Source organism: Candidatus Woesearchaeota archaeon (assembly GCA_016214075.1).
Lineage (GTDB): Archaea > Nanobdellota > Nanobdellia > Woesearchaeales > DSVV01 > JACRPI01.
The window spans coordinates 83,157-109,233 of sequence record JACRPI010000043.1 but is presented as its reverse complement, the minus strand read 5'-3'; the positions used below and the strand labels follow the sequence as shown (position 1 = coordinate 109,233).

General features: G+C 37.6%; 24 protein-coding genes. 7 read left to right on the top strand and 17 right to left on the bottom strand.

The window, feature by feature from the left end; genetic code table 11:
• Positions 1–16 precede the first annotated feature (16 nt).
• Positions 17–1,672 (bottom strand): glycosyltransferase family 39 protein, encoded by a 1,656-nt coding sequence (locus HZC31_08305; GenBank protein ID MBI5003360.1) that lies wholly within the window; start codon positions 1,670–1,672, stop codon positions 17–19.
• Between the two features lie 81 nt (positions 1,673–1,753).
• Between HZC31_08305 and HZC31_08300 the strand changes: the two genes are divergently transcribed.
• Together HZC31_08300 and HZC31_08295 are read left to right on the top strand one after the other, a co-directional pair.
• Complete coding sequence (locus HZC31_08300) at positions 1,754–3,319, top strand: radical SAM protein (protein ID MBI5003359.1); 1,566 nt, start codon at positions 1,754–1,756, stop codon at positions 3,317–3,319.
• A 53-nt stretch (positions 3,320–3,372) separates the two neighbouring features.
• Positions 3,373–3,618 carry a ferredoxin gene (locus tag HZC31_08295; GenBank protein MBI5003358.1) on the top strand — a complete coding sequence of 82 codons (246 nt, stop codon included), beginning with the start codon at positions 3,373–3,375 and terminating at the stop codon, positions 3,616–3,618.
• A gap of 9 nt (positions 3,619–3,627) precedes the next feature.
• Here the strand turns inward: HZC31_08295 and HZC31_08290 are convergent, their stop codons facing one another.
• The 11 genes from HZC31_08290 to HZC31_08240 form a co-directional block, all read right to left on the bottom strand.
• Positions 3,628–5,529 carry a glycosyltransferase family 39 protein gene (locus tag HZC31_08290; GenBank protein MBI5003357.1) on the bottom strand — a complete coding sequence of 634 codons (1,902 nt, stop codon included), beginning with the start codon at positions 5,527–5,529 and terminating at the stop codon, positions 3,628–3,630.
• A 30-nt stretch (positions 5,530–5,559) separates the two neighbouring features.
• Positions 5,560–7,218: a B12-binding domain-containing radical SAM protein gene (locus tag HZC31_08285; protein MBI5003356.1), complete on the bottom strand. Its 1,659-nt coding sequence runs from the start codon at positions 7,216–7,218 to the stop codon at positions 5,560–5,562.
• Between the two features lie 87 nt (positions 7,219–7,305).
• A complete protein-coding gene (locus tag HZC31_08280; GenBank protein MBI5003355.1) occupies positions 7,306–8,739 on the bottom strand; it encodes an FAD-dependent oxidoreductase in 1,434 nt (477 codons plus the stop codon).
• A gap of 24 nt (positions 8,740–8,763) precedes the next feature.
• Positions 8,764–9,762: a class I SAM-dependent methyltransferase gene (locus HZC31_08275; protein ID MBI5003354.1), complete on the bottom strand. Its 999-nt coding sequence runs from the start codon at positions 9,760–9,762 to the stop codon at positions 8,764–8,766.
• Positions 9,763–9,821: 59 nt separating this feature from the next.
• Positions 9,822–10,508, bottom strand: a complete 687-nt coding sequence (locus HZC31_08270) for a glycosyltransferase family 2 protein (GenBank protein MBI5003353.1) — start codon at positions 10,506–10,508, stop codon at positions 9,822–9,824.
• Between the two features lie 5 nt (positions 10,509–10,513).
• Positions 10,514–11,113, bottom strand: coding sequence for a DUF4346 domain-containing protein (locus tag HZC31_08265; protein MBI5003352.1), 600 nt, complete (start codon positions 11,111–11,113; stop codon positions 10,514–10,516).
• Positions 11,085–11,909, bottom strand: coding sequence for a glycosyltransferase family 2 protein (locus HZC31_08260; GenBank protein ID MBI5003351.1), 825 nt, complete (start codon positions 11,907–11,909; stop codon positions 11,085–11,087). Before HZC31_08260 ends, HZC31_08265 begins: the two co-directional genes overlap by 29 nt.
• A 33-nt stretch (positions 11,910–11,942) precedes the next feature.
• A complete protein-coding gene (locus tag HZC31_08255) occupies positions 11,943–13,997 on the bottom strand; it encodes a hypothetical protein (GenBank protein ID MBI5003350.1) in 2,055 nt (684 codons plus the stop codon).
• 26 nt (positions 13,998–14,023) lie between these two features.
• On the bottom strand, positions 14,024–14,779 hold the full coding sequence (locus HZC31_08250) for a class I SAM-dependent methyltransferase (GenBank protein MBI5003349.1): 756 nt from the start codon (positions 14,777–14,779) through the stop codon (positions 14,024–14,026).
• Between the two features lie 12 nt (positions 14,780–14,791).
• On the bottom strand, positions 14,792–15,532 hold the full coding sequence (locus HZC31_08245) for a glycosyltransferase family 2 protein (protein ID MBI5003348.1): 741 nt from the start codon (positions 15,530–15,532) through the stop codon (positions 14,792–14,794).
• Positions 15,533–15,559: 27 nt separating this feature from the next.
• Positions 15,560–16,519, bottom strand: a complete 960-nt coding sequence (locus HZC31_08240; GenBank protein ID MBI5003347.1) for an NAD-dependent epimerase/dehydratase family protein — start codon at positions 16,517–16,519, stop codon at positions 15,560–15,562.
• 89 nt (positions 16,520–16,608) lie between these two features.
• Here HZC31_08240 and HZC31_08235 point away from each other — a divergent pair, with 89 nt between their 5' ends.
• The 4 genes from HZC31_08235 (at position 16,609) to HZC31_08220 (ending at position 19,830) form a co-directional block, all read left to right on the top strand.
• Entirely contained in the window at positions 16,609–18,360 is a 1,752-nt protein-coding gene (locus tag HZC31_08235) for a glycosyltransferase family 39 protein (protein ID MBI5003346.1), read from the top strand.
• Positions 18,360–19,061 carry a glycosyltransferase gene (locus HZC31_08230; protein ID MBI5003345.1) on the top strand — a complete coding sequence of 234 codons (702 nt, stop codon included), beginning with the start codon at positions 18,360–18,362 and terminating at the stop codon, positions 19,059–19,061. Before HZC31_08235 ends, HZC31_08230 begins: the two co-directional genes overlap by 1 nt.
• A gap of 280 nt (positions 19,062–19,341) precedes the next feature.
• The gene (locus HZC31_08225; protein MBI5003344.1) at positions 19,342–19,614 is read left to right on the top strand and encodes a hypothetical protein; all 273 of its coding nucleotides are present in this window, start codon (positions 19,342–19,344) and stop codon (positions 19,612–19,614) included.
• 12 nt (positions 19,615–19,626) lie between these two features.
• Positions 19,627–19,830: a hypothetical protein gene (locus HZC31_08220; protein MBI5003343.1), complete on the top strand. Its 204-nt coding sequence runs from the start codon at positions 19,627–19,629 to the stop codon at positions 19,828–19,830.
• A 12-nt stretch (positions 19,831–19,842) separates the two neighbouring features.
• On the opposite strand, the gene HZC31_08215 is transcribed toward HZC31_08220, so the two are convergent.
• Genes HZC31_08215 through HZC31_08205 form a run of 3 tightly spaced genes read right to left on the bottom strand, consistent with a single transcriptional unit; the run spans position 19,843 to position 23,252 of the window.
• Entirely contained in the window at positions 19,843–21,120 is a 1,278-nt protein-coding gene (locus tag HZC31_08215; protein ID MBI5003342.1) for a nucleotide sugar dehydrogenase, read from the bottom strand.
• Entirely contained in the window at positions 21,117–22,121 is a 1,005-nt protein-coding gene (locus HZC31_08210) for a glycosyltransferase (protein MBI5003341.1), read from the bottom strand. The genes HZC31_08215 and HZC31_08210 overlap by 4 nt, the downstream gene beginning before the upstream one ends.
• Positions 22,122–22,127: 6 nt before the next feature.
• Positions 22,128–23,252, bottom strand: coding sequence for a glycosyltransferase family 9 protein (locus HZC31_08205; protein ID MBI5003340.1), 1,125 nt, complete (start codon positions 23,250–23,252; stop codon positions 22,128–22,130).
• Between the two features lie 402 nt (positions 23,253–23,654).
• On the opposite strand from HZC31_08205, the gene rfaD reads away from it, so the two are divergent.
• The gene (gene rfaD, locus HZC31_08200) at positions 23,655–24,566 is read left to right on the top strand and encodes an ADP-glyceromanno-heptose 6-epimerase (GenBank protein ID MBI5003339.1); all 912 of its coding nucleotides are present in this window, start codon (positions 23,655–23,657) and stop codon (positions 24,564–24,566) included.
• Positions 24,567–24,579: 13 nt separating this feature from the next.
• Here rfaD and HZC31_08195 read toward each other — a convergent pair whose 3' ends face one another.
• On the bottom strand, positions 24,580–25,245 hold the full coding sequence (locus HZC31_08195; GenBank protein MBI5003338.1) for an HAD family phosphatase: 666 nt from the start codon (positions 25,243–25,245) through the stop codon (positions 24,580–24,582).
• Entirely contained in the window at positions 25,242–26,075 is an 834-nt protein-coding gene (locus tag HZC31_08190) for a hypothetical protein (protein MBI5003337.1), read from the bottom strand. The genes HZC31_08195 and HZC31_08190 overlap by 4 nt, the downstream gene beginning before the upstream one ends.
• Between the last annotated feature and the right edge of the window lie 2 nt (positions 26,076–26,077).

Here is a 26,077-nt window from a genome sequence, read left to right as displayed (position 1 = left end):
TCTTTGCACTCTCCGTTTATTGCTTTACTGGAACATAAAACAGTATCCAGCCCCCTTCTACATATGTGACCACTATCCAAGTATTTGATGTTGTTTCAGTTTTTAGATATTCTAAACTTCCATTCATCATCTTATAATATTGATATACATCTCTATTTTCATGATCTTGGGCCATATAAAATGGATCCACTATTACATACGCATCTTCAATTTCATTTAAGTTCTTGATCAGGTTGAGATCATAAAAAGAGGTCTTTGTTGGACCGTGATAGCCGTATGGTCCACTAAAATTTTTTGTATATTCAAAATAAAAACTGAGGATTGGAATTTGATCATAGTGCGTTACATATACATCCTTCTCAGGCAAATCTTTCAAAACAAGATAACTCAACTCCTCGCTACTATGATAGTGTTCTCCTTCGAATACATCAGCACTAAAAAATTGAGGTAATCCTAGTTGTAGTGTTGTAATGAATATCATTCCTATAAAAAATAAGATTACCCAAACTTTCGTTGCCTTATTTTCTCTTCTTCGTTCATATTGTTCCAGTAACAGATAACTGAGCAGAATAGTTAGGGGAACAAATATGATGGTGAGATATCTCTGGAGCTTTCCTATAAATGAATATCCTTCCAAAAATAAAAAAGGGATTAAAATCCAGCAGAGCAAATAATCTGTTTCTTTTTCTCTCTTTGTCACATAAAAAAAGAGTATAATGAAAAAAAGTATGAAATAAATGTGAAGCATAGGACTATCTTCGTCAAATGTTTTACTCCAAGGATTCTCTGGAATAAACTTAATCATATATCTTGGATATGCAAGAAGATTTTGTTCACTTGGAAAGTCCCATTTTACTTCAGGCCATGTTTCAAACTGTGTGATCGCATGCATAATTCCTTTTTCCACTTTAATGTTGTAGAAGAAATCTCCTGTTTCACTGTACTGGTACACAAATACTGGAAGCGTGATCAATAAAAATCCCATTCCCATATACATAAACTGAAGAACTATCTTTTTTAGATCGTTTTCTCTTTTTGTGATTGCATTCAACACTTCATACACTATAAGAATGGGAATAACCAACACTGCGAAGATTTTAGTGAAAAATCCTAATGCAACCAATATCCCTGCAAGAAAAAATAGCTTTTTATTCTGCTTTTTTTTTGCAATATAATACAAAAATAGCGCAGTTCCTGTGAATAATGCCATCAATGGATCTGATTCTACCACCGTCGCATTAAATATTTCCATCGGCAAAATTGCCATCAAAAACGCAGCAAGTAATCCTACTTTCTCTGAAAACATTCTTTTCCCTATAAAATACGCAAGCGCTATCGCAAGCAATGAAATGACAAATGTCACCGAAAACAGTACTTCTTCTGAAATGCCAAACAAAGAAGTGACTATTGCATAGAGCACAACTTCTGTGTATCGTATTCCTATGTGAAAATAGATCAGGTTTGGATCATATAATCCTTGCTGTATATTGAACGCTTCTCTCGCAAACTCTGTTGCGATCATTCGCACTCCTTCAGCAGCGTATAATAATCGCAGCACAATTGCCAGAATAAGAATACTTATCAGAATGAGTTGGTTTTTTGATATTGAAATTTTTAAGAAATTTCTTTTCTTCTCTTTATTCTCTTCTTCTATGTTGCTTGTTTCTTTCATTTTTCTTAAGAAAAGAGAGTTCTCTTTCTTTTATAAAGTTTCTTCACAAACTATTTAAACAAACCTTGATTATATATTGCTATGGGAGATGCACTTATTCAAATAAGAACAGGATCAACGAACAGTCATTTTGCCAGAGTCCAAAATAGATCTGTTCGTGTGCTTTTGATCAATACTCCATTCCGTGACATGTATGGGCCTATCAAAATAGCAGCAGGGGTTTATTTTCCTCTCGCGCTTGGTTCTGTTGCCGCGTATTGCTTACAAAAGGGACATGAAGTGAAACTCATCGATCCAGAGCCACAGGGCTATCAGTACAGTGATATGAAAAGAATTGTTGAAGAATATCAGCCAGATATCATTGGGATGACCTGCGCAACGCCGAACTTTAACAACGCGCTTAAAATCGCTGCAATGGCAAAGGAAGTGTGTGGCGCAATGATCACTATTGGTGGCGTTCACGTCAGTTCGTATCCAGAACCTGCACTTCGCGCAGCAGGAAGCGTTGTTGACGCAGTGATTCTTCGTGAAGGGGAAGAACAAATGGAAGAACTTTGCCAGTATCTCTTGGGAAACGTTTCTGATCTTTCCAGCATTAAAGGTATTGCATTCCGAACTCCTGATGGAAAAGTGATCAACAATGGCATTCGTCCGTTTATCGAAGATATGGATTCTTTACCATTTCCTGCATATCATCTTGTTGACCTTAACTTATATAAACCAAATGTGTATAAAGCAAAAGGGACTAAGACTGCGTCTGTGGTGACTTCCCGTGGCTGTCCAGCATTTTGTGTTTTCTGCGCATCGCATAAAACACTTGGGCGAGGATTCCGTGCGCACTCTGCGGAGTATGTTATTCGACTTGTTGAATATCTTGTCAACGAACACAAAGTCGATCACGTCAGCTTTGAAGATGATGTCTTTACCCTTGATCTTGTCCGCTGCAAAAAATTTTGCAATCTCATGATTGAAAAAGGATTAAACAAAAAAGTAAAATGGGCATGCTTCTCTCGCGTTGTTGGCATTGATGAAGAACTTTTCAGCCTTATGAAACAAGCAGGCTGTTACGCAGTTTCCATGGGCTGTGAATCTGGCGATGATTTGATGCTCCAAAACATGAAGAAAGGCACTACTGTGGAGCTCAATAGACGCGCGATTGAATTGTGTCATAAAGTAGGATTACGAAGTATTGCATTCTTTGTCTTTGGAACACCTGGAGAAACAAAAGAGAGTATTGAGCGAACTATTCAGTTTGCACTCACGACAAGACCAACGATGGCATTCTTCAACGTTCTTTCTCCTTATCCTGGTACAGAACTTTTTGATTACAGTTTTACTAAAGAAGAACAGGATAAAATTCAGAACTGGGAGGATTTTGTCTCTATTGGGGTGAATCCGCAGCTTAAACATTCGAATTTGACGCAGGATGAACTTCAGAAAGCTGCTGCGGACGCATTCCGCAGATTTTATTTTAACCCTCGCGGCGTTTACAACGTCATGCGTTCTGTCTCTACTCTCAATGAGTTTAAAGAATTGGGTGTTGGAGCGTATGGACTCTGCCTCCAGATTGGAGAGTGGATGCGTCGCGTGACCCTTACTCGCTTACATTCTTCTGATGAACAAAAAGCTGCTTCTGCAGCTCCTTGATTCTGCATGCGTTATTCGAAACACATAAAAACCATTCCTCTGTTCTTCCTTTTATGGTAAAATACAAAGTCATTTTTGATCGAAATCTTTGCATTGGCGCACTTTCTTGTTTTGGGGTGAATCCGAAACGATTTCAGCTTGCGCAGGACGCAAAAGTTGATCTTGTCGGTGGGACTTTTAACCAAACCACACAAAAATGGGAGCTTATTTTTGATGAAGCAGAATATGAAGCATTTAAAATGAGCGAAGATGTCTGCCCTGTGAAAGATACCATTGTTGTTCAAAAGCTTGAAGATTGAACCAATTTTTTAGTTGAGTACATATATTGTGCAATTATTTTCTGTATACAGTGTTGTTGCATATTCTTGCGTCAGTTCTTTGAAGAGCGCTGTGGTGTGATCATTATAATATTCTTCGTAGCCCAGCATGCTGCCATCTTCATACACGCGAAACAGTACATGTGTGACGCCAAGTTCTTTCAAGCGTTGATACAACGCTTCTCCATCTTTAAGTTGTGGATAATCTACATACGCAGAAAAGACGCCATATCCTGTGATAAACTCTCTTTCAAAATAATATCCTTTATCGTCATTCGCCAAAAAAATAATCGCGTCTTCTGGAAGATTTTCATTTGCCCATTGCGCTGCATAATAATTAAGGGTATCTATTGCTTTATACTCATCTCTGCTTATTATTCCTGCCCACATCTTCACGTCATTTCGGAAAATGACGAAAAAGAAAAAAATGTTGCTGAGAAGAATAAACAGTATACATATTGTTACAATTCTCTTTTTCCTTCTTTTATTCTCATAAACCTTATACACTTTTGTTATTCCTGCTCCTGCAAGAATTGCAAATAGTGGAAGAATATAGAACATGTATCGCATGTCTGGTGCGAGAATAAACCATCCTGTCATGCAGATTACTGCAAGTACGGATAAGAAGACTGTTTTCTCTCTTTCTTCTTTTATTTTTTTCAAAATCCATAAGATCGGAATAAACATAAGATAGAATGGACTAAATCCATAAATTGGACCTGTGAGATTTGGCATAAAAGTTAGCGTGAATGGAATAAAACCATATTGAAGCACTCCTTCTCCTGTATTGTAGTGATCTCGCTGATTTTTCCACCACACTGCTAATTCTTCATTCCAATATTTTCCTTCAAAAATCCCTTCTGCAAACGGATAAACAGGATTGTTGAAGTGCACTGCGTTGAACGTAAACCACGGAAGAAAGAGCAATCCTAAAATACATCCACAAATCAATATTGTTTTCAGCATCTGCATTCCTTTCTCTTCTTGTTTTCTTGCGTGCCATATGTATAGGACGAATAGTGCTCCTATTAATGGTGCTGTACTTATTTTTGCTGTTGCTGCGAACCCCGCGTTTAGTACTGAGAGAAAAAGCCATGCTTTTTTGTTTGTTTGCTTCCATTGCCAAAAACACCCTATCGCACTCAGCGCAAAAATACTTATGGGAATATCCACATACGTTGCAGGAAAATAGACCATTAACACTGGTGTTGTCATGAAAATTAACGCTGCAAGTATTCCTGCTTCTTCAGAAAACATCTTCTTTCCAAACATCCATATCCCAAACACAATGGTGAGATCCACACAAAGTACAAAAACTCTTGAGAGGACGTCACTTTTCACTAATTCTCCGACTACATACAGCATATCAAAAAGATGCGGTAATGCTGCATGATATGTATAATAAATAGGCACCATTGCTTGTTCTCGGACATACACTTTTGCAGTTACGAGATGAAATGAAATTGCGTCCCACTCTGTTTCTGGACTAAGCGCAACGACAAAATAGAAAATCAATAGGAGAAGCATGCAGTACTTTGCAATTGTGTATATTACACTTTCTTTTTTCTTTTCTCTCAACCACGCTGCCGCTTCTTTGAAATATGTAAAGAGTGTTTTGTATTCTGTTACTGCGATCCCTGTTGTGAGTATAAAGAAGATGCTCATGAGAAAAGGTGTATAACTTTTTGCAATCCCCAGTAATAATAACAAGAGTGCAACGACTCCTATTCCAAGACTTACGCTGATGAAAAACTGTTCACCTGTCTCTGTACTTTCTGTCTTTGTCTTTTTTGTCCAGAACTTGAAGATTTTTGTTCCTAGAAGTAGACAATAAATGTAGAAGAGGATTCCTCCACCAGCAGATGCTGCAATCCACGCGATGTTTTCTTTCATTCTTTCTTCATCTCTTCCTTTATCTTTTCTCTATTGTGTTTGCATATATCTTATCATGTCTATTGCGCGTATCACATAATATAAAATAAAAATTCCAACAATCCATGCCATCACGAGAAGTTCTTTGTGTGGAGTTATTTTTCTCTTGAAACTGTACATATATGTTTTTGCAACCCTAAATAACGTCATCTCCATTTTCGTTTCAAAATGTCCTGTTATGACATGAAGTGGTTGCTTCAGCGTTTTGATTGGATGATAGAGTAATTTTGTTATTCCAAACAACAGATATGCTTTTGTTCGCATTTTTTTGTAGAGCTCATAATCTTTTCTCCATCGTGGAGAGAAACTCATCTCTTGCAGTTCTACTTTCTTGTTTTCTCTTGTAATTTCTTCTTTGTACCGTTCATACGTGCTCGCGCCAGGAACTGGCGCCATAATAAACAACGCAACTTCATCACAGCCAGCTTTTGCGAGCGCTTGAATATAGTCGTATGTCATTTCTCTGTCTTTTTCTGTTTCTTCTGGATAGCCGAGAACAAAACATGCCTGCGTGATGACCTGCAATTGATTCATATGCTGCACTAATTCAAGCGCAAGCTTATGATCAAATGGTTTGTTCATCTTCTTTAACATCTCAGGAGAGCCAGATTCAGGAGAAAACGATACAAACGTACAGCCCGCTTTTGCCATTATAGTAAGCGTTTCTTTGTCTACTGTTTCTATTTTTGTTCCAGAACCAATCTTCCATTGCACATTAACATTTCTCCTTAGTATTTCTTCAGAAATTTCTTTCATTCTTGTTTTGTTTATTGTGGGGTTTAGATCTTCTAAATGAAATTCTTCAATGCCAAATTGCTTTATGAGATATTCCATCTCATCTACAACATTCTTTGCGGTGCGTGATCGCCATTTTCTTTCATTTGTTGTCGGAACAACGCAAAATCCGCAGGGATATGGACAGCCTCTTGATGTGAGTAATGGTAGATATTTGTTTTTTGTGAGCGGCGCATGCGCATAGCCAAGCTCCCAATACTTTTCTAATGGAAAGAGATCCCACGCAGGGAATGGCAGCGCATCTAACGTTGGTGTTTGGAGATATTCTTTCTTTTCTTTTTTTGTTATTTCTCCATCAGTATTATTTTTAATTATTATTCCATCTACCTCTGCAAGTGCTTTTTCTTGCTCCTTTTTGTTCTCTCTATTTATTGTCAGGAGTATTTTTTCTACTCGATGTTCTGGTTCTCCAGTTACAATAATGTTTGCTCCTTTTTCAAAGAATTCTTCAAAGACATGTTTGAGTGCATACGCAGAAACTGCTTGCGTATTTTCAATAATCGCGATAGGGATATTCTTCTCTTCTTTTCTTATTTCTTCAATGATATTGAGAATTGCATTATGCTCGATAACTCGTTCTGCTGAAATAACAATGAGATCTGTTTGACTCTTTTTGTTTTCGAGTGCAATCCTTTCTTTAATTTCTTTTGCAGTTATTCCTTGAATAAAATGTCCGTGCTCTTCTGTGACTTTTGTTGGATCTTCTCCAAACGCGTCAATGACTACTACGTCATGTTTTTTCTCTCTAAGAAACGCAGCAACATACGCGACAGTAAACGGCATATACGGTATTCCAGAACCAAAAAAATCTCCTTTCTGGGTTACAATGTTTGGGCTGATCAGAATTGCTTTCATATTCTCTTTGCTTTTTTCCTGTCTTCTTCTCTCTCCTCTTTTATTCTGCTCTCTTTATTGTACTCTCTCATATTTGTTCTCTTTATGCTAATCAATTGTTACATAATTTTCAAATTTCTTTCTTTCTGCTTTCCACGCTGTTTTCTCTTTTCCACTTGCAATAAACGCCGCTGTTGTTGCGCCCATATCTATACAATCAATCGTGCCGACATAATTAAACATTCCTTGTCGTCCAATGCTGAACGCGTTTTCATACTGCTCGATAAATTTCAGAAATTTTTCAACGTTTTCGAGGTAATTGCAGTGGTAAATTGGATAGCCATCTTTCAAGTGTTTGGTAAAGTAGCTGATTGTATTTTCTTCTTTCATGATACCACAGTCTTCGAGCTGTTTGATCGCAATTGCATAAAGTTCTTGATCTGTCATTTTTGCTCGTGGATCATCCTGATCAAACGTCATCTCAACACAAAGCACGGTTTTATCTTCGGGAATCATGTGCTCAGAAAATCCTTTTTGTTCTGAAAGTCTGTTAAATATGTATTTTTTTTCTGGAAAGAAAATCCAGTTTTCTGGAATTAATCGTGCTTTATTTGCTTCAATATATAACAGGATTAATTTTCTGAACTTTAATCCGTTGACTGTTGTTTTTACTTCTTCAGGAACGTTTGAGAAAAGTTCAAGGAATGCGGCCATTGGAATTGTGGAAATGACTCCAGCAACTTCTATTCTTTTCTCTTTACCTCCTTCTTTTACAGTGATTGTCTCTATTCTGTTTTCTTTTGTTTCTATTTTGACAGGAACTGTATTCAGAAGCACATTGTTTCCTTTCTTTTCTACTTCTTCAAGCATTTTTTGCGACATTTCCACTGCTCCTCTTGCAGGATAGAAAAATATTGCTGCGCTGAGTTCTTTCTTGCCTTGATCTCCAAAAAGCATGCGCTTGACCATTTCAATAAGACTTGGAATTGCGACTCTGCTTGCAGCAAGACTTTTATCGAGTTTTGTTGGAATTCCCCACGCTTTCTCAGCGTATGGGCCAAACACAAGATTGTATGTTGCTCTTCCAAATCGATTGACAAGATAATCTTCATAACTTGTATCTTCTTTTTTTCGAAGCATATTGAGAAGTGTTGTTGTTCCATAACTCATGCCACATTTGAGTGCAACTAGTGGTGAGAGGGTTACTGCAAGATCTTTCATGCCAAATGGATAGTTGAGATACTTGTTGCAGAGTCGAATCTTGCTTGTTTTCTTTACTTCAATGATATCATCTTTTAGGAATGCTTTGACTTCTTCAAAAATAGGAAGTTGACTATAGATTTTGTGTGGTCCATAATCGAGAAGATACTCTTTGTACTTGAATGTCGCAGCCATACCGCCAATCATACTGTTTGATTCAAGAACAAGGACTGGAATATCCGCTTCTGCGAGTTTCCACGCTGTTGCAAGCCCTGCAACGCCGCCACCAAGGACAACATATGGTTTTTGCTTTTTTGTTGCTTGCTTTTCTTTTTCGCTCATTGTTTTACCTTCTTCGTTTCTTCTCTATTGCGATGCTCTCTTTTTTTGCGCGATAATATCCCTCTGGCTTGCGTAATACCGGACCTTCATATCTTTTAATCCTACTGCTTTGAGTATCGTAGAAGTTGCCTGAAACGGCGCTTTTATGATTGGATTCTTATTGAGTTTGACAAACATATCGAGCATGTAGACAATTTTCAGTTCTTGCCAGTGCATTTTGTCTGTGACGATTTCGAATCCTGCTTTCTCCAGCATCATGTCCATTGTCTTTGGAGTAAAATAATAGATGTGGTGCGATAACAAGAACCACCAGCGTCTTCCAAAGAGCTTTGCGAAAATGCTGCTGTAATCCGGATAGCTGATAATGATATAGCCATTATTTTTTGTGATTCTGTTTATTTCTTTCAATGTTTTCATGGGATCAGGAACATGCTCTAAGACGTCCCACATGGTGACGTGATCAAAGAAATTATCTTTCCATTTTGCATCTTCTAGTGTTCCTGCTTTTACATTTTCCAAGTTGAACTTTTTTCTTCCATACTCTGCAAGCCACGCGTTTAATTCGCTGCCGTAAGGATCAAAATCACTTTCTTTTGCTACTGCGAGGAAAAATCCTGCTGCGCAGCCGACATCAAGTATTTTTTTCTTTTCATTGCTTGTTTCTTTGTCACTTTCCTTTTTTTGCGTTACTTTTTTTATCCAGTCAATACCTTCCTGAAATGTCTTTTTTCTTCCTTCCTCCTGCGAAACGTATACTTCATCATCTCCCTGTGAACAGGAATCAATGATGATAGTGCTTTTTATTCGCGGATTCGTATAGACAAGCCCGCAGTTTCTGCACTTGACAATCTGATCTGTGGAGAGAATTCCTTTTGCCGCAGAGAACTTATCAGTTAAAGGTATTTCTAGCGGCGTATCAATCTTTTCATAGATTATGTTGTAGTTGTTCTGCCCGCAAAGATTGCAGGGAATGTGCTCTTCTTCTATTTTTTGCTCTTTTTCTTGTTGGTCTTTTTGTGCCATAGTTCTCTTACTCTCTTGGATTTTCTTCCCCTTTAAGAATCTTATTAAACAACAGTCTTCTAGTCAATAAATTTGTATTTGAGAAGCGTCCATAACGCTTCAAAGCCATCTTTCCAGCCGACTTTTTTCCCTTCATCGGGTCTTCTATAATTATAAGAAACAGGAATTTCGACAATCTTAAATCCTTTTTTTGCAATCTTAGCGGTAAACTCAGGACAAAACTCAAATCGTGTGCAGGTTAACGTGATGGAGGTGAGAATTTTTTTCGTAAACACTTTATATCCTGTTGCTTCATCTGTTATCTTCAGACCATACAAGAAGTTTGCTGTTTGTGTGACTGCGGTGTTTGCAAGCATGCTTAGCAGATTGACATGCGGATTTTTGAGATACCTTGATCCATATACTACTTCTGTTTCTCCTTTCAAAATTGGTTCGAGAAGCTGCGGGTATTCTGCTGGGTTCAACTCCAAATCTGCATCTTGAATAATAAAAATATCTCCTGTGCTTTTTTCTAATCCTGTTCGAATTGCGCTTCCTTTCCCTTTGTTTTTTTCATGCGTGATGAGGGTGATTCCTTTTATCTCTTTTAGAACATCACCTGTGCCGTCTTTAGAACCATCATCCACGACGATTATTTCTTTTTTGACATCTGCTTTTTCTAGATCTACTGCTTTTACTCTCTCAATTATCTCCGCAATCGTTCTTTTCTCGTTATACGCAGGAATGATAATGCTTACTTTCTTCATTTTTTCTACTCTTTTTTTCCGTGAGGAATGTTGAGTTCATCATCCTGCACATACGAAATACCGAGCTGCAACGCGATATACGCCTTTTGCAATTCTCTTCCGAGATATGCTGCATGATCTGGTCGTTCGATTATTTTTTCTCTCAGAATTGTTTGATATACTTCGATTGGTGTTTTTCCATATACTTTTACTTCTACTGTATTTCTTTTTCCGCAGAATCCCACTTCAATCATCTTCTTTTCAGGAACAATGCGAATCAAGAAATATCCTTTTTCATCGAGCACAAATTCTTTTCTGTCGTCATATTCTGCTTTGATTTCTCTTATGTCTTCTTTTATTTTTATTGTGGAGTCTACTATCTTTTTATTTGCTGTTTTGTCAATCACATTAATCACATTTGCAGGGCATTTTTCCGCAGCTTCTATAATCTGCGCAGCAGTTTCGTCATCACATTCAACATCCAATGTCTGATAGCCTTTCTCTGTTACTGCACCAAGAAGATCTGCTTTTGTACCTTGCTCTTTGAAAAAAGCAGGCGCTATATTCGTGCAATTAAACGCGCCAATACACTTTCCTTTATGATATTCGATTTTGAGTTTTTTCATAGTATATCTGAGAAGCAGAAGGGTATTTTGCTTTATAAATATGCTCATATAATTTTGCGTAGATTAAAAAATGGTACTGTGCTGTTATCAAGCACCAAATCAATCCCCTATAGCCTTTCCAGATAAGTCCTTTTCGCAGATAAAGCCACGTAAAATATACTCCTGGTTGCAACACCATCATGCAGCAAAGATATAAAATACTTCTTCTTCCTTTCTCCTCATATAATTTTTTTGCTTCGAGCATGGTATATCTATTGTTTTTTTCGATTCGCTCTTCAATGGAGTCATATTTGTCTGCTTCATGTTCTATTTTTCCTTTAAGTCTGCCAATAATTCCTGAAACAGCAACTGTTTCATGAATTATTCCCGCATATCTTACTTTGTCTTTTCTGTAGAGCCTGATAATTGTTGCACTCATAAGATATTTCCCCATAAAATATTCTGTTCGTGTTATTTGGTATGCACTGTTTTGCTCTAGTTTTTGTTTGTTTTTCAGAAGTGCTTGTATTTCTTCTTCAAGCTCTTTCGTGATCAATTCATCAGCATCTATTTCTAAAATCCAAGTATTCGTGCACTTGTCTATTGCAGCTTGCTTTTGTGGACCGTATCCTGCAAACTCTTTCTTGTAGAATTTCTTTGTGAACTTTTTTGCAATGCTTTCTGTTTTATCTGTACTGTAACTGTCGAGCACAATTATCTCGTCTGCCCATGCAACACTTTTTAGACAGCGCTCTATCTTTTCTTCTTCATCTTTTGTGATTATAAACACGGAAATTTTTTGTTTTGTTTCTCCCATTTTTCTGTTCTCGTTGTTTTTCTTTCTACCAAGCTAACCAGTGATTGCCTGTACTATGCCACTCTTATACGGCAGTGTTGCGTCCATTCCTAGCCAAAATCCAATGAACGCTATAACTCCAATTATAATCAGTATGTAATAGTGTCTTTTTTCTTCTTCACTCATCTCTTTATCTTCTTTTATCTTTCTTCCATACCAAAGCAAAGGAAGGAATAGTAATACTACCATCGCCATGAGTTCGACTTTCTTTGTTGCATAACCTTTTTTGAAAAATTCTAATGAATCACCGCCTTCTACACACATCTTGTCAAACGCAAGTCCATTTTGACGAAGCACTGTGGTGATCATATTTGCAGTTTCTTTATCTTTTGTACAGATTTCTTGGTAATTTTGTGAGAAATAGATATACATTTTTTCCAGCATTTCTTGGCAGTCTTGATAATTTTGGAACATAAAATAACTGAAATGCCAACCATCATCAGTCAACCACACATTATTAGGCACCACAATTTGACAGTATTTCTGTATAGTTCCATTATTGACATTACTCAATATTCTTTCTGTTATTGCCCATTCTGGTGGACCAAAGATGATGAGACTGTATGTTCCTCCTTCTATCTTTTCAATTACTTCTTTTTCTTTTTCATTGAGCTCGCTTGATGTTGGATTATAAATCATGTTCTCTCCAAGTAATTCTTGGTATCTTGGAAAACCCCAGACATCTGGATGCGATTCCATATATTTCTTGGTGAGAAAATCTATTTTCTCATATGGAATATTTGATCCAAAAGAAATTATTGTTCTTCTAAACCCCGCAGGATCATCTTCAAGGAGAATTCTTCCTTCTTGTTCTGGAACAACACTATACCCATAATTAATCTGTTTAATGATTGCATCTTTTTCTTGCCATCCTTCTGTTGCTCTATCAATAAAGTTCAACGAATCAAGATAACTCAAATCATCTTTGAAGAGCAACGGACCATAATATAATCCAGGATAGAGGAGTAGAATGAGCATAAGTCCTTGCATTATTTGTTTTTTTGGAGGTGTTGTCCATATTTGTCTTACTCTGAGAAGCATAATAATCGCAAATGGAAAAATAACAGACCAATAGCGCAGACCAGTCACGAACAGAATCCCGAATGCTCTTGCAATCAAGAAAATTGCAATAAGGAACGCAGGACCGCTGAGCAGTGCGTATATTTTTCTCTCTTTCAAAAAAAGGTATGTTCCTAGGATCGCGATAAGCAATACAGGAATATAATTAATGTCCGCCTTCGTGATATCAAATAAAATGAGTTCCTTGAGTGTTTGCGGAATGGATAACGCAATATTCTGATTGGTGAAGACAGACCATGAATAGATCCAGAAATATTTGTAGACTTTTGTTAGGATAACGAAGCCAAGAATAATAGGAAGCAGGATTGCGATGTAGTTCTTTGTTATTTGCATGAGTTCATTGCTTTGCACTTTCAACTTCTTGTTTTCAATGGACCATACTTTCTTTTCATACGTATACCAGAAGAGCAAAAACGCAATTTGCACAATGACATTTATTTTTGAAATCATTGCCGCAAATAGAAAAATACCTGTTATGGAGTATTTCCATTTCCACTCTGTGTGAAACAAGGTGTAATAGCCGAGAAAAAAGAAAAAACTATTTAGGACTGTTTCTATATTGATGATCGTGTTGATATAGAAGAATAATCCAAACAATACTGCGGGCAAGAAAAATTCTTTCTCATCGATCTCTTTTCGTACTGCTTTTAGGAAAACCCAGAGAAATATTGCGGAGATGATTGTTGAAAAGACAATTGCAGCAATCTGCACATATTCTCTTCCGACAAGCGTATCTAAAAATGCAAGAATGTAAAACGGCAGTATTGCCCCTTCACAACGTGGTTGTCCTGTCCATAATGTGCCTTCATGAAAATAATCTGAGCAGATTGTCCATGTTTCTCTATATCCTATCGCGCCAAAATAATCAATTGTTTTGTAGAGAAGAAACCCCATAATGAGTAGTAGAAAGAGTACTTGTATCTTCTTGTTTTTATAGAATGCAGTTGTTTCTGTTTTTTCCTGCTCCATTTTTCTGTTTCTCTTCTTTTATATTTTCATTCTTTCTTCGCATACGTTATCGCAAATGAGCCGTGCTTTTCCCGAAGTGGTTTGATACTGTGTATTGCTCGTTCAATGCTATTGTAGATGTACGCTCCGTAATATAAGGGGAATGGAACAAGCTTCTTGAAGTAGCGCATATCAAACGTCATATTCGCACTCCCTTTCGCGTCAATTTGTGTAAATCCTGCATCTGCGAGTTCTTTTTTGACTTCTTCAGGTTTTATCAGCACTTCATTCTCTGTCTTTTGTTTTTTTACTCCTAGTAATTCCCGATATGTCCAGATGATAAGATTGTAATAATGCGGATCAAACGCAAATATTCTTCCTCCTTTTTTCAGGACACGAAACGCTTCTTTGAAGACTTTTTCTCTGTGTGGGAAGTGATGGAGGACTCCGCCGAAAAAGATAATGTCCGCAGATTCATCTTTCCATGTTGTTTTCTCTATATCCTGCACTTCAAAACGTATATTCTTTTTTTCTTTGTACTTTTCTTTGCACAGTTCTACTGCTTTTTTTGAAATATCCATTCCTGTGACTTGTAAGCCATATTCTTCTAATCGTTCAGAGAATTCTCCTGTGCCACAACCCATGTCGATTGCAATCTCTCCACTTTTTGGCTTTACTTTTTCCTTAAATAATTGGAATATCTGTTTTTGACCATTTGCATTAAACGTTGTCCATGGCGATTCGCTGAGCGCATTGTCAAAGAATTCTTTCTCCGCTTCTTTGTTCTGTGTTTTCTTTTCCATGTTCTCTAAACATTACCTGAAGAATTTTGTCTTGAGGAGGAAAATAGGAATAATGATTCCATCTCTCAATAATTTGACGTTGGAGATTCCTCGCTGTCTTCCTTTGTAATTCACTGGTGTTTCGATAATGGTGTAGCCTTTTTTTGCAGCCATGATCGCGATTTCTGGTTCATAGCCAAAATGATTGCACTGCATGTCAATATCTCTAATAACATCGCTTTTCCACGCCTTAAATCCCGCATTGACATCTGTCAATCGTGTTCCGCAGAGAAAGGAAGTGAATCCTGAAACAACATAGTTTGCAAGTCTTCGCATTCTTGTGAGAGAGCCATCTTCAATTGTGGATCCGTTGACGAATCGTGACGCGAAGACAATGTCTGCTTTTTCCTCGAGAATAGGTTTTATGAGTTCAGGGAGTTCTTCAGGAGGAAACTGCGAGTCTGCATCTACTTGCGCCATGATTGGTTTTGTCGCAGCAGCTATTCCCACTTTAATTGCCTGCCCTTTTCCCTTGTCTTCTTTATTGTGAATTATAATCATGCTTGGATGCTTTTTCTTTTCTTCTTCTGCAATTTCTATTGTTTTGTCAGTGCCACCTTCAACAAGAATCAGTTCACAGTTTGGCATTGTCTTGTATACACGCTGAATTGTTTCTCTGATGTTTCTTTCTTCATTGAATGACGCGATGATGACACTGATTTCTGGAAGCATTTTTGTTTCTTGTTCTGCTTTTTGCTTGTTTTCTTCTTTCATGTGTTTTTCCTTGTTTTTACTTTTATCTTACTTCTTTTTCTCGAGTTCTTTTTTTAACCATGTTACTACTTCGCGCAATCCATCTTCGAATTCCATTTTGGGCTTCCATCCGAGCATTGTCGCGATTTTTGTGGTATCAGGAACTCTACGCTTAATGTCGTATTTGAATCCCTCCACATGTTTGACTTGGAATGCTTCTTTTCTTCCGCAGATCTTCCATATTTTTTCCGCAAGCTCTATCATTTTTGTTTCTTCAGGACTTGCGACGTTAAAATCTTGATTTTCTGCTTTCGGAGAAAGCGCGACTGTAATAATTCCATTCGCGATATCGCTCACATGCGTAAAGCATCGCGTTTGCTCGCCATCACCGAGAATTTCTAATGGGTATTGGCCATTCAGCACTTTTTTTACTATATCTGGAATGACATGCGCGTAGCCGATTTCTTGACCAGGGAATTCATTAATGCCGTACGCGTTAAATGGTCTGCAGATGGAATATGGAAGTTTGTATTCATCCCAAAACGAGTAGCAATACCATTCGCCAATGAGCTTAGAAAAACCATACGCTGAAACTGGTGGCGGGATGAGTTTTGTGTCTTTTTCTTTGCTCGGAAATTCTGTCGCGGATTCAAAGACCATTGATGAGGAGACATACACCATGCGCTTGAGTTTATTCTTTACTGCTGCTTCAAACACAGAAGAATACATCTTATTATTTTCACTCAAGATTGTTGCAGGATATTTATGAAAGTAACCAATACCGCCAATCTTTGCAGCGAGATGAATGCAGATATCTGCTCCCGTAAACGCTTTTTCTGTCGCAAGCTTATCGTTGAGATCCACTTTTCGGAACTCATATCCTTCTTTGATAGAACTTTCTGGCTTGCTCAGATTGTCTAAAACAATGACCTGATGTCCTTTTTGGAGGAGTTGTTTGACTACTTCACTGCCAATAAAACCGCATCCCCCTGTGACGAGTATTCGCATTTTTATCCTCTTTATCAGTAATTCTCGTCTGGTTTATAAAGCTTTTTCATCCATAAGATATAAAAACACACTTCCTGCTCTTTTCTTTTATGGAGCAGGATGGGCAGGAGAAAGCAGCTACTCAAGAAATCACCTTTGATCTCTCTAAAATTCTTTCTTTTTGCAAAGCGAAACCCCATGTTGTACTCCTCCTTGCATTCATGCTCTTTGGTTTTTATCTTCGTTCGTATCACATGGACTTCCCTGTTATTGGTTATCACAATATGAAAGAAAATCAGTACATTCCGTACACAGAATTTATGTACAACGCAGATGAGTTTCTTGATTATTTTCGCACTGAAACCTATTGGATTGGAGCGCAGCAGCATGGCTACTTTACGCAGTATGAATTTCCTTTTATTCCTTGGATGATTCTGCTTTTATGGTGGATTGTTGGCGTTAAACTCTGGGCTGCGCGGCTCGTTATTATTCTTTTCTCTCTTGCAAGTATTCCGATACTCTATCTTGTTGGCAAGAAACTCACCGATAATGTCTCTCTTGTTTTAGTCGCGTGTCTCTTTTTTACCATTATGCCCATTAGTATTTTCTTTGGGAGAAATGTGCAACCAGAAGCACCTGCTGTTTTTCTGATTCTTCTTGGCACCTATTGGTTTTTGCGCTGGCGTGAAGATGTTCTTGCTTCTGTGTATCACTACAAAAAATTCCTTTATTTCTCTCTCTGTTTTCTCCTTGCAATCTTACTTAAAGTTCCTAATGGCATCGGGCTTGTGCCCTTGCTTTTTTTTGTTCCTTACAAAGAACTCTTTTCTCAAAAAAAATATCTTTGCATACTTGCGGCAGTTTTTCTTTTTATTATGATGTTGTTTCCTGTTTGGGTTAAACTCTCTCAACTGGCGATGCCTGGCGCAGCGACTGTTGGAACTAGTGGATTTGACGAAAGTTTTGCAGAAGTTCGCACGAATATTTCTCTTGCATTGTCTTCTTCGTATTGGAGTGATCATTATTTAGGGATTCGTTCTTTTGTCCTCGATAATTTCACGGGCTGGTTTTTCTGGTTGACTTTGCTTGGGGTTATTTTTGCTCTCTTAAAAATCCGTACGAAGATGGGGTTGTTCATTGCGAGTAGCTTTTTTTCATTACTCCTTTACATTATTTTTTTTGCAGACAAATTCCGCGGTCACGCATATTATCAAATGGTCTTTTTGCCGCTTGTCTGTTTTGGCGCCGCGTATGCCCTCTTTGTTATTGCGACCATTCTTGAGAAACCTCTCGCATCCATTCATTTTTATACAAAATTTCAAGGAAAACTCATTTTTGTTTTTTTGGTTCTTCTCTTCTTCCTCTCTTTTTCAGATCTTACTGCCGCGACCAGTCGCGTTTTTGATACCATCTATTATGGGGAAGATATTGCAGGTGATTTTATTTCTCAACACAGCGACCCAGAAGACCGTGTCTTTATTGATGGTGTCTTTTCTCAGTCTGTTGGTATTTTGTGGCATGCGCATCGTTATGGCATTGAAGAAATTCCTTCTAATCTTACTCGCTTTCAAGAACTTGAAGATGAACTTCAATTCCGTTGGGTAGTCTTATACGCACAGGGTATGGGAACAATTCAATCAAAGCTTGAGGTTTGGGAGTATATTCAACAAACATATTCCATTCAGCAGATTGGTCTTATCCCTCAAGGAAACGAGCTTGCTCCTTATTATTTTGTCTTAGAAAAAGGAGGCACATTTGATCCTGACTCATTTTTAGTCAATAAAACTCCCTATCTTGCAACGACGTATACGAACAGCGCAGGTATTGTTGAATTTTACGCACTTGATGGAGGGACGCCATAATGCTCTCTGTTTTTATTCCCTGCTACAACGAAGAACAGCGCCTTGAGAAAAATATTCTGCTCATTTATCATGCGCTTCTTCTGTTGAAAAAACCATTTGAACTGGTTATTGTAGATGATGGAAGCACAGACGCAACTGCACCGATTGCGAAAACGCTTGCTGTTCAGCATAAAGAAATAAAGCATTTGTACTTTTCTAATGGACCAAGCAGACGAGAGAATTTGGGCAAGGCATTTTATAGCGCAAAAGGCGATATTATTGCGTTCATGGATCTTGATCTCTCTGCTGATCTTGCCGCGTTGCCTCGCCTTATTTCAAGCGTTGAACAAGGAAATGACATTGCGATTGGCAGTAGGTATAAAGGAGTTCGCGCAAAACGGGAATTTGGACGCAAGATCATCAGCGTTGTCTATAACTGGTTTATGCGCGCGTATTTTGGTTCTGTTCTTGCGGATCATCAATGTGGTTTCAAGGCATTTCGCAAGCAGAAGTTGCTTGTTCTTCTTGACGCGATGGGCTATGATGACACGTTTGTTCGTGGTTGGTTTTGGGATGTGGAATTGCTTGTTCGCGCACAGAAATTAGGTTATACCATAGATGAGTTTTCTGTTGCATGGAACTTTGGCAAACAGAGCAGTTTTAATTTTCGACGAGAATTGAAGATGCTGCCGTATGTGTTGAAACTTAAATTTAGGTTGTGAGTTTTTATCTTAAAATTAGAAAGTAAAATAAACTCCTTTACATTATCTCATAAATATTACTATGAAACCTTTTTGGAAAGATTATCATTTAGGGCGTATAGTTTTTAGTCTAGTAAACATATTACTTATTATGCTCTTTGTCTACTTCATAATCATTACAAGTTATAATAATTTATTTGATTTTTATTTGGGCGTTCTTCTTATATGTTTATTCCTATTTTGGTTAGTTAATACAATAATAAGAGCAAAATTTACTTATATAACGAGAAAAGGGATAAGGATGGGCAATATGTCATCTCATCTTTATGAATTCTTCTTTTTGAAGAAAAATACGATTTTTTTAGAATGGGAGAAAATTAAACAAATAACTATTATTAACCGCGCTGTAATAATATCACATTATTCTGTGCTAAAACCTTTTTTAGTAATCAAAACAAAAGGCGGCAGAAAATACGAATGTTTCCTTGCTCAACCTAAAGGTTTTATGCGTGCCCTGAAATCAATAAACAAAGAGCATTTACTTTCAAAAGATTCTAAGTACAGATATGTTTAGTGGTGTTAAAAAATGATTGCATTTGGATTATGGACGTTAGAAGAATTATACAAGACAAACAAAACTTTATTTCTTCTTTTCCTTTCTTCTTATTTTGTTGCTGCTCTACTTATCATTTCTTTAATCTACAAAAAAGGAGTCTTTTCCCTGCTTCTCTTTTCTTATTGGGCTCTTGTGATGCTCTTAGTTGCTTTTAGAAAGAAACGAAAAAATTGAAAATGAACGTATTTATTCCTGAATCCCTTCACTCTTTTCCAACAACTCTTCTGCGCTTGGTTTCTTCAACTTATTGAAGACTTTTCCTGTGCCAAAGATGTTCCAGATATCGCAGACCATTGTCTCTTTATTCGTCTGTTCGCCAATCTTTTCTAAGGTCAATTTCTTATACGCGTCATGATCCATCGCGATCATCACAATATCCGCGTCTTTCAAGACTTTATTCAAATCTCCTGGTTCAATAAACGGATCGTGCATCGCGACTTTTGCCCCTTCCGCGAGGAAAATCTTCTTTGCTTTGTACGATAATGAATTTCTGTTGTCATCAATGTTTTTCTTGAACGCAAGTCCAAGAATCGCTACTTTCTTGTTGATGAGATTTGTTTGTTTCTTGATTTCTTCGATCAAATATGATGGAACACTTTCGTTGATTTTCCACGCTGTGGTGATGAGTTCTGCAAACGGCGTTTTACTGACTAAGAAAAATCCGTCTTTGTAGAGGCATGGTCCCGCAGTAAATCCAGGGCTTTTGAGTCCTCCTCGCTTGTAATCTTTGTTGACTAGATTAATAATCTCATAGACATCTCGACCATGCTGCTCCGCGATCATCATAAACTCATTCGCAATCGCGAAATTGATGTAACGATACATATTGCAGTATAACTTTGCAAGTTCTGCAGATCGTGCATCGGTGTGCATGACTTGTGGAGTAAGTTTTTTGAACAATATTTCTGCGCGCTCTGCGCTTTCTTTATCCAGTGTTCCAATAATTTGTGGAATTAACGGAATCTCTTCGAGTGATTTCCCTTCCGCGATTCTTTCTGGACAAAATCCTAAGAAAATATTTACTCCTACTTTGAGGTTTGTGTTTGCTTCAATATATCGTTTAATATATTCTGTTGTTCCTGGAGAAACAGTGCTTCGCAACACAATCATCTGCCCTTCATGCAAGCTATGGACAATATTTCGGATGACTGCTTCAATCTGCGTGAATATTGGGTTGAGGTGTTCGTCTACAGGTGTTCCTAATGTTAATACAATAATGTCAGAATTCTCTGTCGCGAATTGGAAATCTGTTGTCGCGATAAAATTAACGCCAATGTGTTTTGTGAGAAGCGCGTCTGCCCCTTCTTCAATAAACGGCATTTTTCCGCTGTTGACAAACAAGACTTTGTTTTTATCCACATCAACGCCATGAACAAAAAAGTCTTTTTCTGCAAATGCAAGTGCGAGCGGGAGTCCTACTCTTCCAATGCCTATAACACTAATTCGTTGTTTTTCTGTTGTCATTTTTGTTCTTTCTCATCAATTCTTTTAATTAACAGCTTCCATGTTTTCTGAAATTTCTCTGTCATCTCTGCTTTGTTATAATGGGATGCTCCGCACTTTTTAAATGTTTCAGCTATTTTTTGCTTCTCTTTTATAGGTATGCTCACTATTTCTTTTATTCGCTCTATCCTCTCCTCTTGTGATGCATCCTTTCCTAGAACCAGTTTTTTATTCACTTTTTCTATAATACTGTGATGTCCCGCATTTGTATTCGTTATAATTATAAGTCCTGCAGTCATTGCTTCTAAAAGTGTAATTGGTCCAGCTTCATATTTAGGAAGATGGATGTAATATGTTGCTTTTTTGTAGTATTCATCTTTATCTTCTACAAAATCAAGAATTTGGATATTTTGGCTTGCTTTTGCTTTTAGTTTTTCTGTCTCTTTACCAATGATAATCAGATTGTATTCTTGCATTTCTTTGTTATTAAAAAGAGTTATGAGTCGCCTTATTCCTTTGTGATCATACGGTGGTCTGTACGCACCAATAAACAAAAAGGTGTTTGTTTTGAGATTTGGTTTTATTTTTTCAAGCATGCGCTTGTTTTCCACGTAGGATTCGCAAACTTCTACTGGCGCTTTTGTCCATCTGGTAACTTCTGCTTTTTGTGGTTCTGCTTCGACACTCACTCCATTCATGTGTTTTATGAGAAAGAGGAGGATGTGCTTTTTTATTGGATTCTTTGTCGCAAGATACGCTGTTGTTTCTGTTTCTCCAAACAATCCATCATTTCCCCTGAAAATTATTGTGATCTTGTTACCAAGCAGTCTTTTGGTGATCGGAAGAAGCATGGACATTACTGATTCGACAAAATACCATTTGTGTGTTTGTGTTGTAATTCCTTGCCAGATTGCGTTCATTGGTCCTGTTATTTTGTAGGGCATTGCGTTTATTGCGTTTGCATAGGTTTGTGTCACAGGATGACAGGTATTTTTGTAAATGAACGCAACTTGTTCTTTCATGGTTATCTACTCTTTGATTATTTTATTGATTCTTTCCATTACTTCTTTTGTGCTTATCTTTCTCATCTGCGTTTGTTGTTTGTCGTCTGGTTCATTATTATGATTAAATCGCAGTTTTTCTGGACAGCAGTCATAGCTGCTCACGATTTCGATGTGTTTGTTTCCTTTTACGAGAATATTTGGATTTGTGCAGCCGAACAGACCAATTGTTTTTGTTTTTGTCGCAAGCGCGATATGCATCGGTCCTGTATCTGTGGTGATCATAAGTTTCGCATCTTTTATTTTTACCGCGAGTTCTTTTAGGTTGTATTTTCCGCACCAATTTTCTACTTGCTTTTCTTTTTGAAATTGGTTGATGAGAAGATCTGTTTTTTTGTTGTCTTCTTTTGTTCCGATGATCGCTATCTTGTACTGCTTTTTTTCTTTCAGAAGGAATTTGATGATTTCCTGCCAGTTTTCATTTGGCCATTGTTTTGCAACCCATTGCGCATGCGGATTGAGAAGGATGTATCTTTTTTTTGTTTCTTTGTGTCCTGCTTTTTCTCTTGCTGTTGAAATTGATATATTTGGTTGATATGGATCCTTGATTTGGATTTGTAGTTGTTCTGCAATGTTTTTGCAGTTTTCTCGGATGTCCCATGTTTTTGCTGCTTTCTTTACGTTGAGGTTATTTGCTGTGCTTGCAGTGCTATAGAGATTTCCAAGTTTGTATTGCGCGTTGCTGAGGATTGTGAAAAGAGCGCTATGTTGTGCTGGAAAGAGATTGATGACAAGCTTGTATTTGTTTTTTCTGATAGTATGTATTGTTTGGAAAAAGTCCGTGTTCAGGATTCCTTGTTTTTGCCTTTTGATGAGGTTGTTTATTCTTGGATCGTTTTCTAACAATATGCCATTTTCTTTATAGCAAAGATAGTCAATCTTCGCTTTTGGGAAGGTGTTTCTTAGTTCTGTTACGAGAGGGGTTGTTTCTATGATATCACCAATTCCCTGCAGGTTGATGAGAAGGATTTTTTCTATCTTTTCTTTTTGTATTTCTTTTTTTGGTTGAAGATACGATGGAAGAAGAAGGACAAAACATGCAGCATCTATTCCTTTTTTTGCACAAAATCTCATCTGTTGATAGGGGGTCATTTTCTCTCTAGAAATCGTTGTTTGTGTTATAAAACTTGTGAAAATCACTGTATTACGGACTGCTATCAATGGATATTCCCATTTACAAAAAAATAACAACAACGATGGCTGCCTACGGACATGTCACTTCGTTCCATGTCCTACGCGACACCCCGCAACTGGTTACGCTCGGTTGACACGCAAGGAGGAGCATGAAGCTCCACGTCGCAACCTCTCTACTCTTTCTGCGTGGTTGCGATATGTGGCTGCAAAGCCACATCACCTTTCCTCAGGCTTTGTTAAAGGCTGGGGGGGCATCCCCCGTCGCGTCGGCGCCATGTTGTTATTTTTTTGCACTCCCTTTGCCAAATCCTCTCTTCTGATTTCACAAGATTTAAAAAATGCATTCCTTTCTTTCTTCTCATGAGAATCTTAGTCACTGGCGCTGCTGGATTTATTGGAAGCAACATTGCGCTTGCATTCGATAAAGAACACGATGTTGTTGCTCTTGATAATTTTCAGAATGCGCGATTTTCTAACTTGATTGGATTTTGTGGACAATTTTATACAGGAAGCATTATTGATTTTGATTGGGATAGTCTTGGAACATTTGATTACATTTTTCATCAGGCTGCGATTTCTGACACGCGTGTTTTAGACCAAGAATTAATGATGAAGACAAACGTTGACGCATTTCGTCGACTTCTTGACTACGCTGTTCGCACAAAAGCGCATATGATTTACGCAAGCTCTGCTGCTGTGTATGGGAACACTCCTTCTCCATATCTTGAGAATGGACGCTTGGAACCATTGAACGTTTATGGATTTTCCAAAGTCATGATGGATCATGTCGCGCAGGAGTATATGAAGAAATATAATGGTGTGATTCGAATTGTAGGGTTGCGATACTTCAATGTTTTTGGTCCTCGTGAAGCGCACAAAGACAAATTTTCCAGTATGATTTATCAGTTGTCACAGCAAATGCTTGCAGGCAAACGACCGCGCGTGTTTACTCCTGGCGATCAATGCAGAGATCATGTCTATGTGAAGGATATTGTTTACATGAATCAACTTGCGATGCAAGCGCCGTATAGTTGCATTTTGAACGCAGCGACAGGGAACGCAACTTCTTTTAACAGCATTATTGAAATTCTGAATAACGTGTTAGGCACTGCTTTCCCTCCAGAATATTTCGATTGTCCCTACGATTTCTTTCAGGCACACACCCAAGCTGATTTGAGTCTTGCGAAGCAATTGCTTAGCTATGAACCGCAATGGACCATGGAAGCGGGGATTAAGGATTACATGGAATGGTTAGGTGTTGGGAAGAAGTAGAAAAACCGCTTTATTACTCTTCTATCCATATTTTGCTCTCTTTAATATTTATGTTGTTGAGACTGTTTACTTTTACATCTGCCTTACTATAATCTCTGTGTTTGATTATTTCATTTGGAATACTCACACAAAACATCTGTGCATTTTTTGCTGCAAGGAGCCCTGTATCCGAATCCTCAAAAACACAACATGCGTCAGGAGCAGTCTTTAGTGCTTCTGCAGCTTTATAATAAATATCAGGATCAGGTTTGTTTCTTTTTACATGATCTCTTGTGATAATAACATCAAAATATCTCTTTATTCTTAGATTTTCTAGTATTTCTTCTGTTTGTTTTATTGGTGATGCAGTCACCAGCGCAGTTTTTCCCTGACTTTTTGCCTGCCTCAATATTTTCTCTGCTCCCTGCATTAAAGAAATTTCAAGAACTAATTTCTCAAACTCTTTCTTCTTTTCCATTACTATTTCCTCGATTGATTTTTTTGTTTTTATGTGTTGCAATAATTCTTCTGCAACTATTGCATCTGTGGTTCCCTGCGTTTTTTTAACTATCTCTTCTGGAATCGTAAAATTGTACCTCTTTGCAAGATTTCTCCACGCTTCCCAGTGTGCGTGCTCTGAATCAATGATTGTTCCATCCTGATCAAATAAAAATGCTTCAAAAGGTCCAAAGGATTTCATTGCATCTCTTCCTCCATTCTTTTTCGGCAATATTCCGCAAACGCCTTTTCATCCATTTCAAAGAGTCCTGCTTCGATGTCCTGCATTCGTTCTCGCAGTTGCAAAAGCGCTTTCTCTCTTCCTAATGCGGTGAACATAGGTTCGTATTTTTTCTGATATTTTTCAAAATCAGAAGCTAACGGAGTGAATTTTTCTTGAAAACCATATGCCTGTATTTCCGATTCCAAAAAAAACATGCAAATCCTGCCTTTCATAAACTCATTAGGAGAAAGCGTTGGATCTTGCTCAAGGTATCGCAAAAAATCTTTGATAAAACTAGTGAAACTGAGAACATAATAGCGATCTGCGTCTCTATGGATTTTTTCCTCGCGCGTTGTTAATGGTTTTCCAATGTAAGGATTGTCATGCGTTGCAATGAGTGCTTTTATTCTCTCTTGAAATTTCTTTGTCAATCCAAATCCTTTATTTTTTTTAAAGAGGTCTTCCGCAAGGACTTGGCCATAATACATGTGACTTATACGTTCATCAGCACTAATATTTCCTTTCTTTAGTGCATTGTTTCCTTGTGTTATTTTTGCGTATCCAGAATCATGCAACATAATTGCGGAAACAAAAACAGCTCGTTCTAATTTTTCTTTTTGACAGAGTGCAATCATAAACCTTGTTGATAAAGGAATATGCCACATATCATAAAATCGTCCACCTTCAGCGTAATATGGAATAACTTGCTCCCATATCTTTTGTTCATGCTCTTGTAATTCTTTTTTTACTTGAGAAAGAAAAGAAGGTGCAATTTCTTGCACCAATTGTCTTAGAATCTGCATTCTCATCT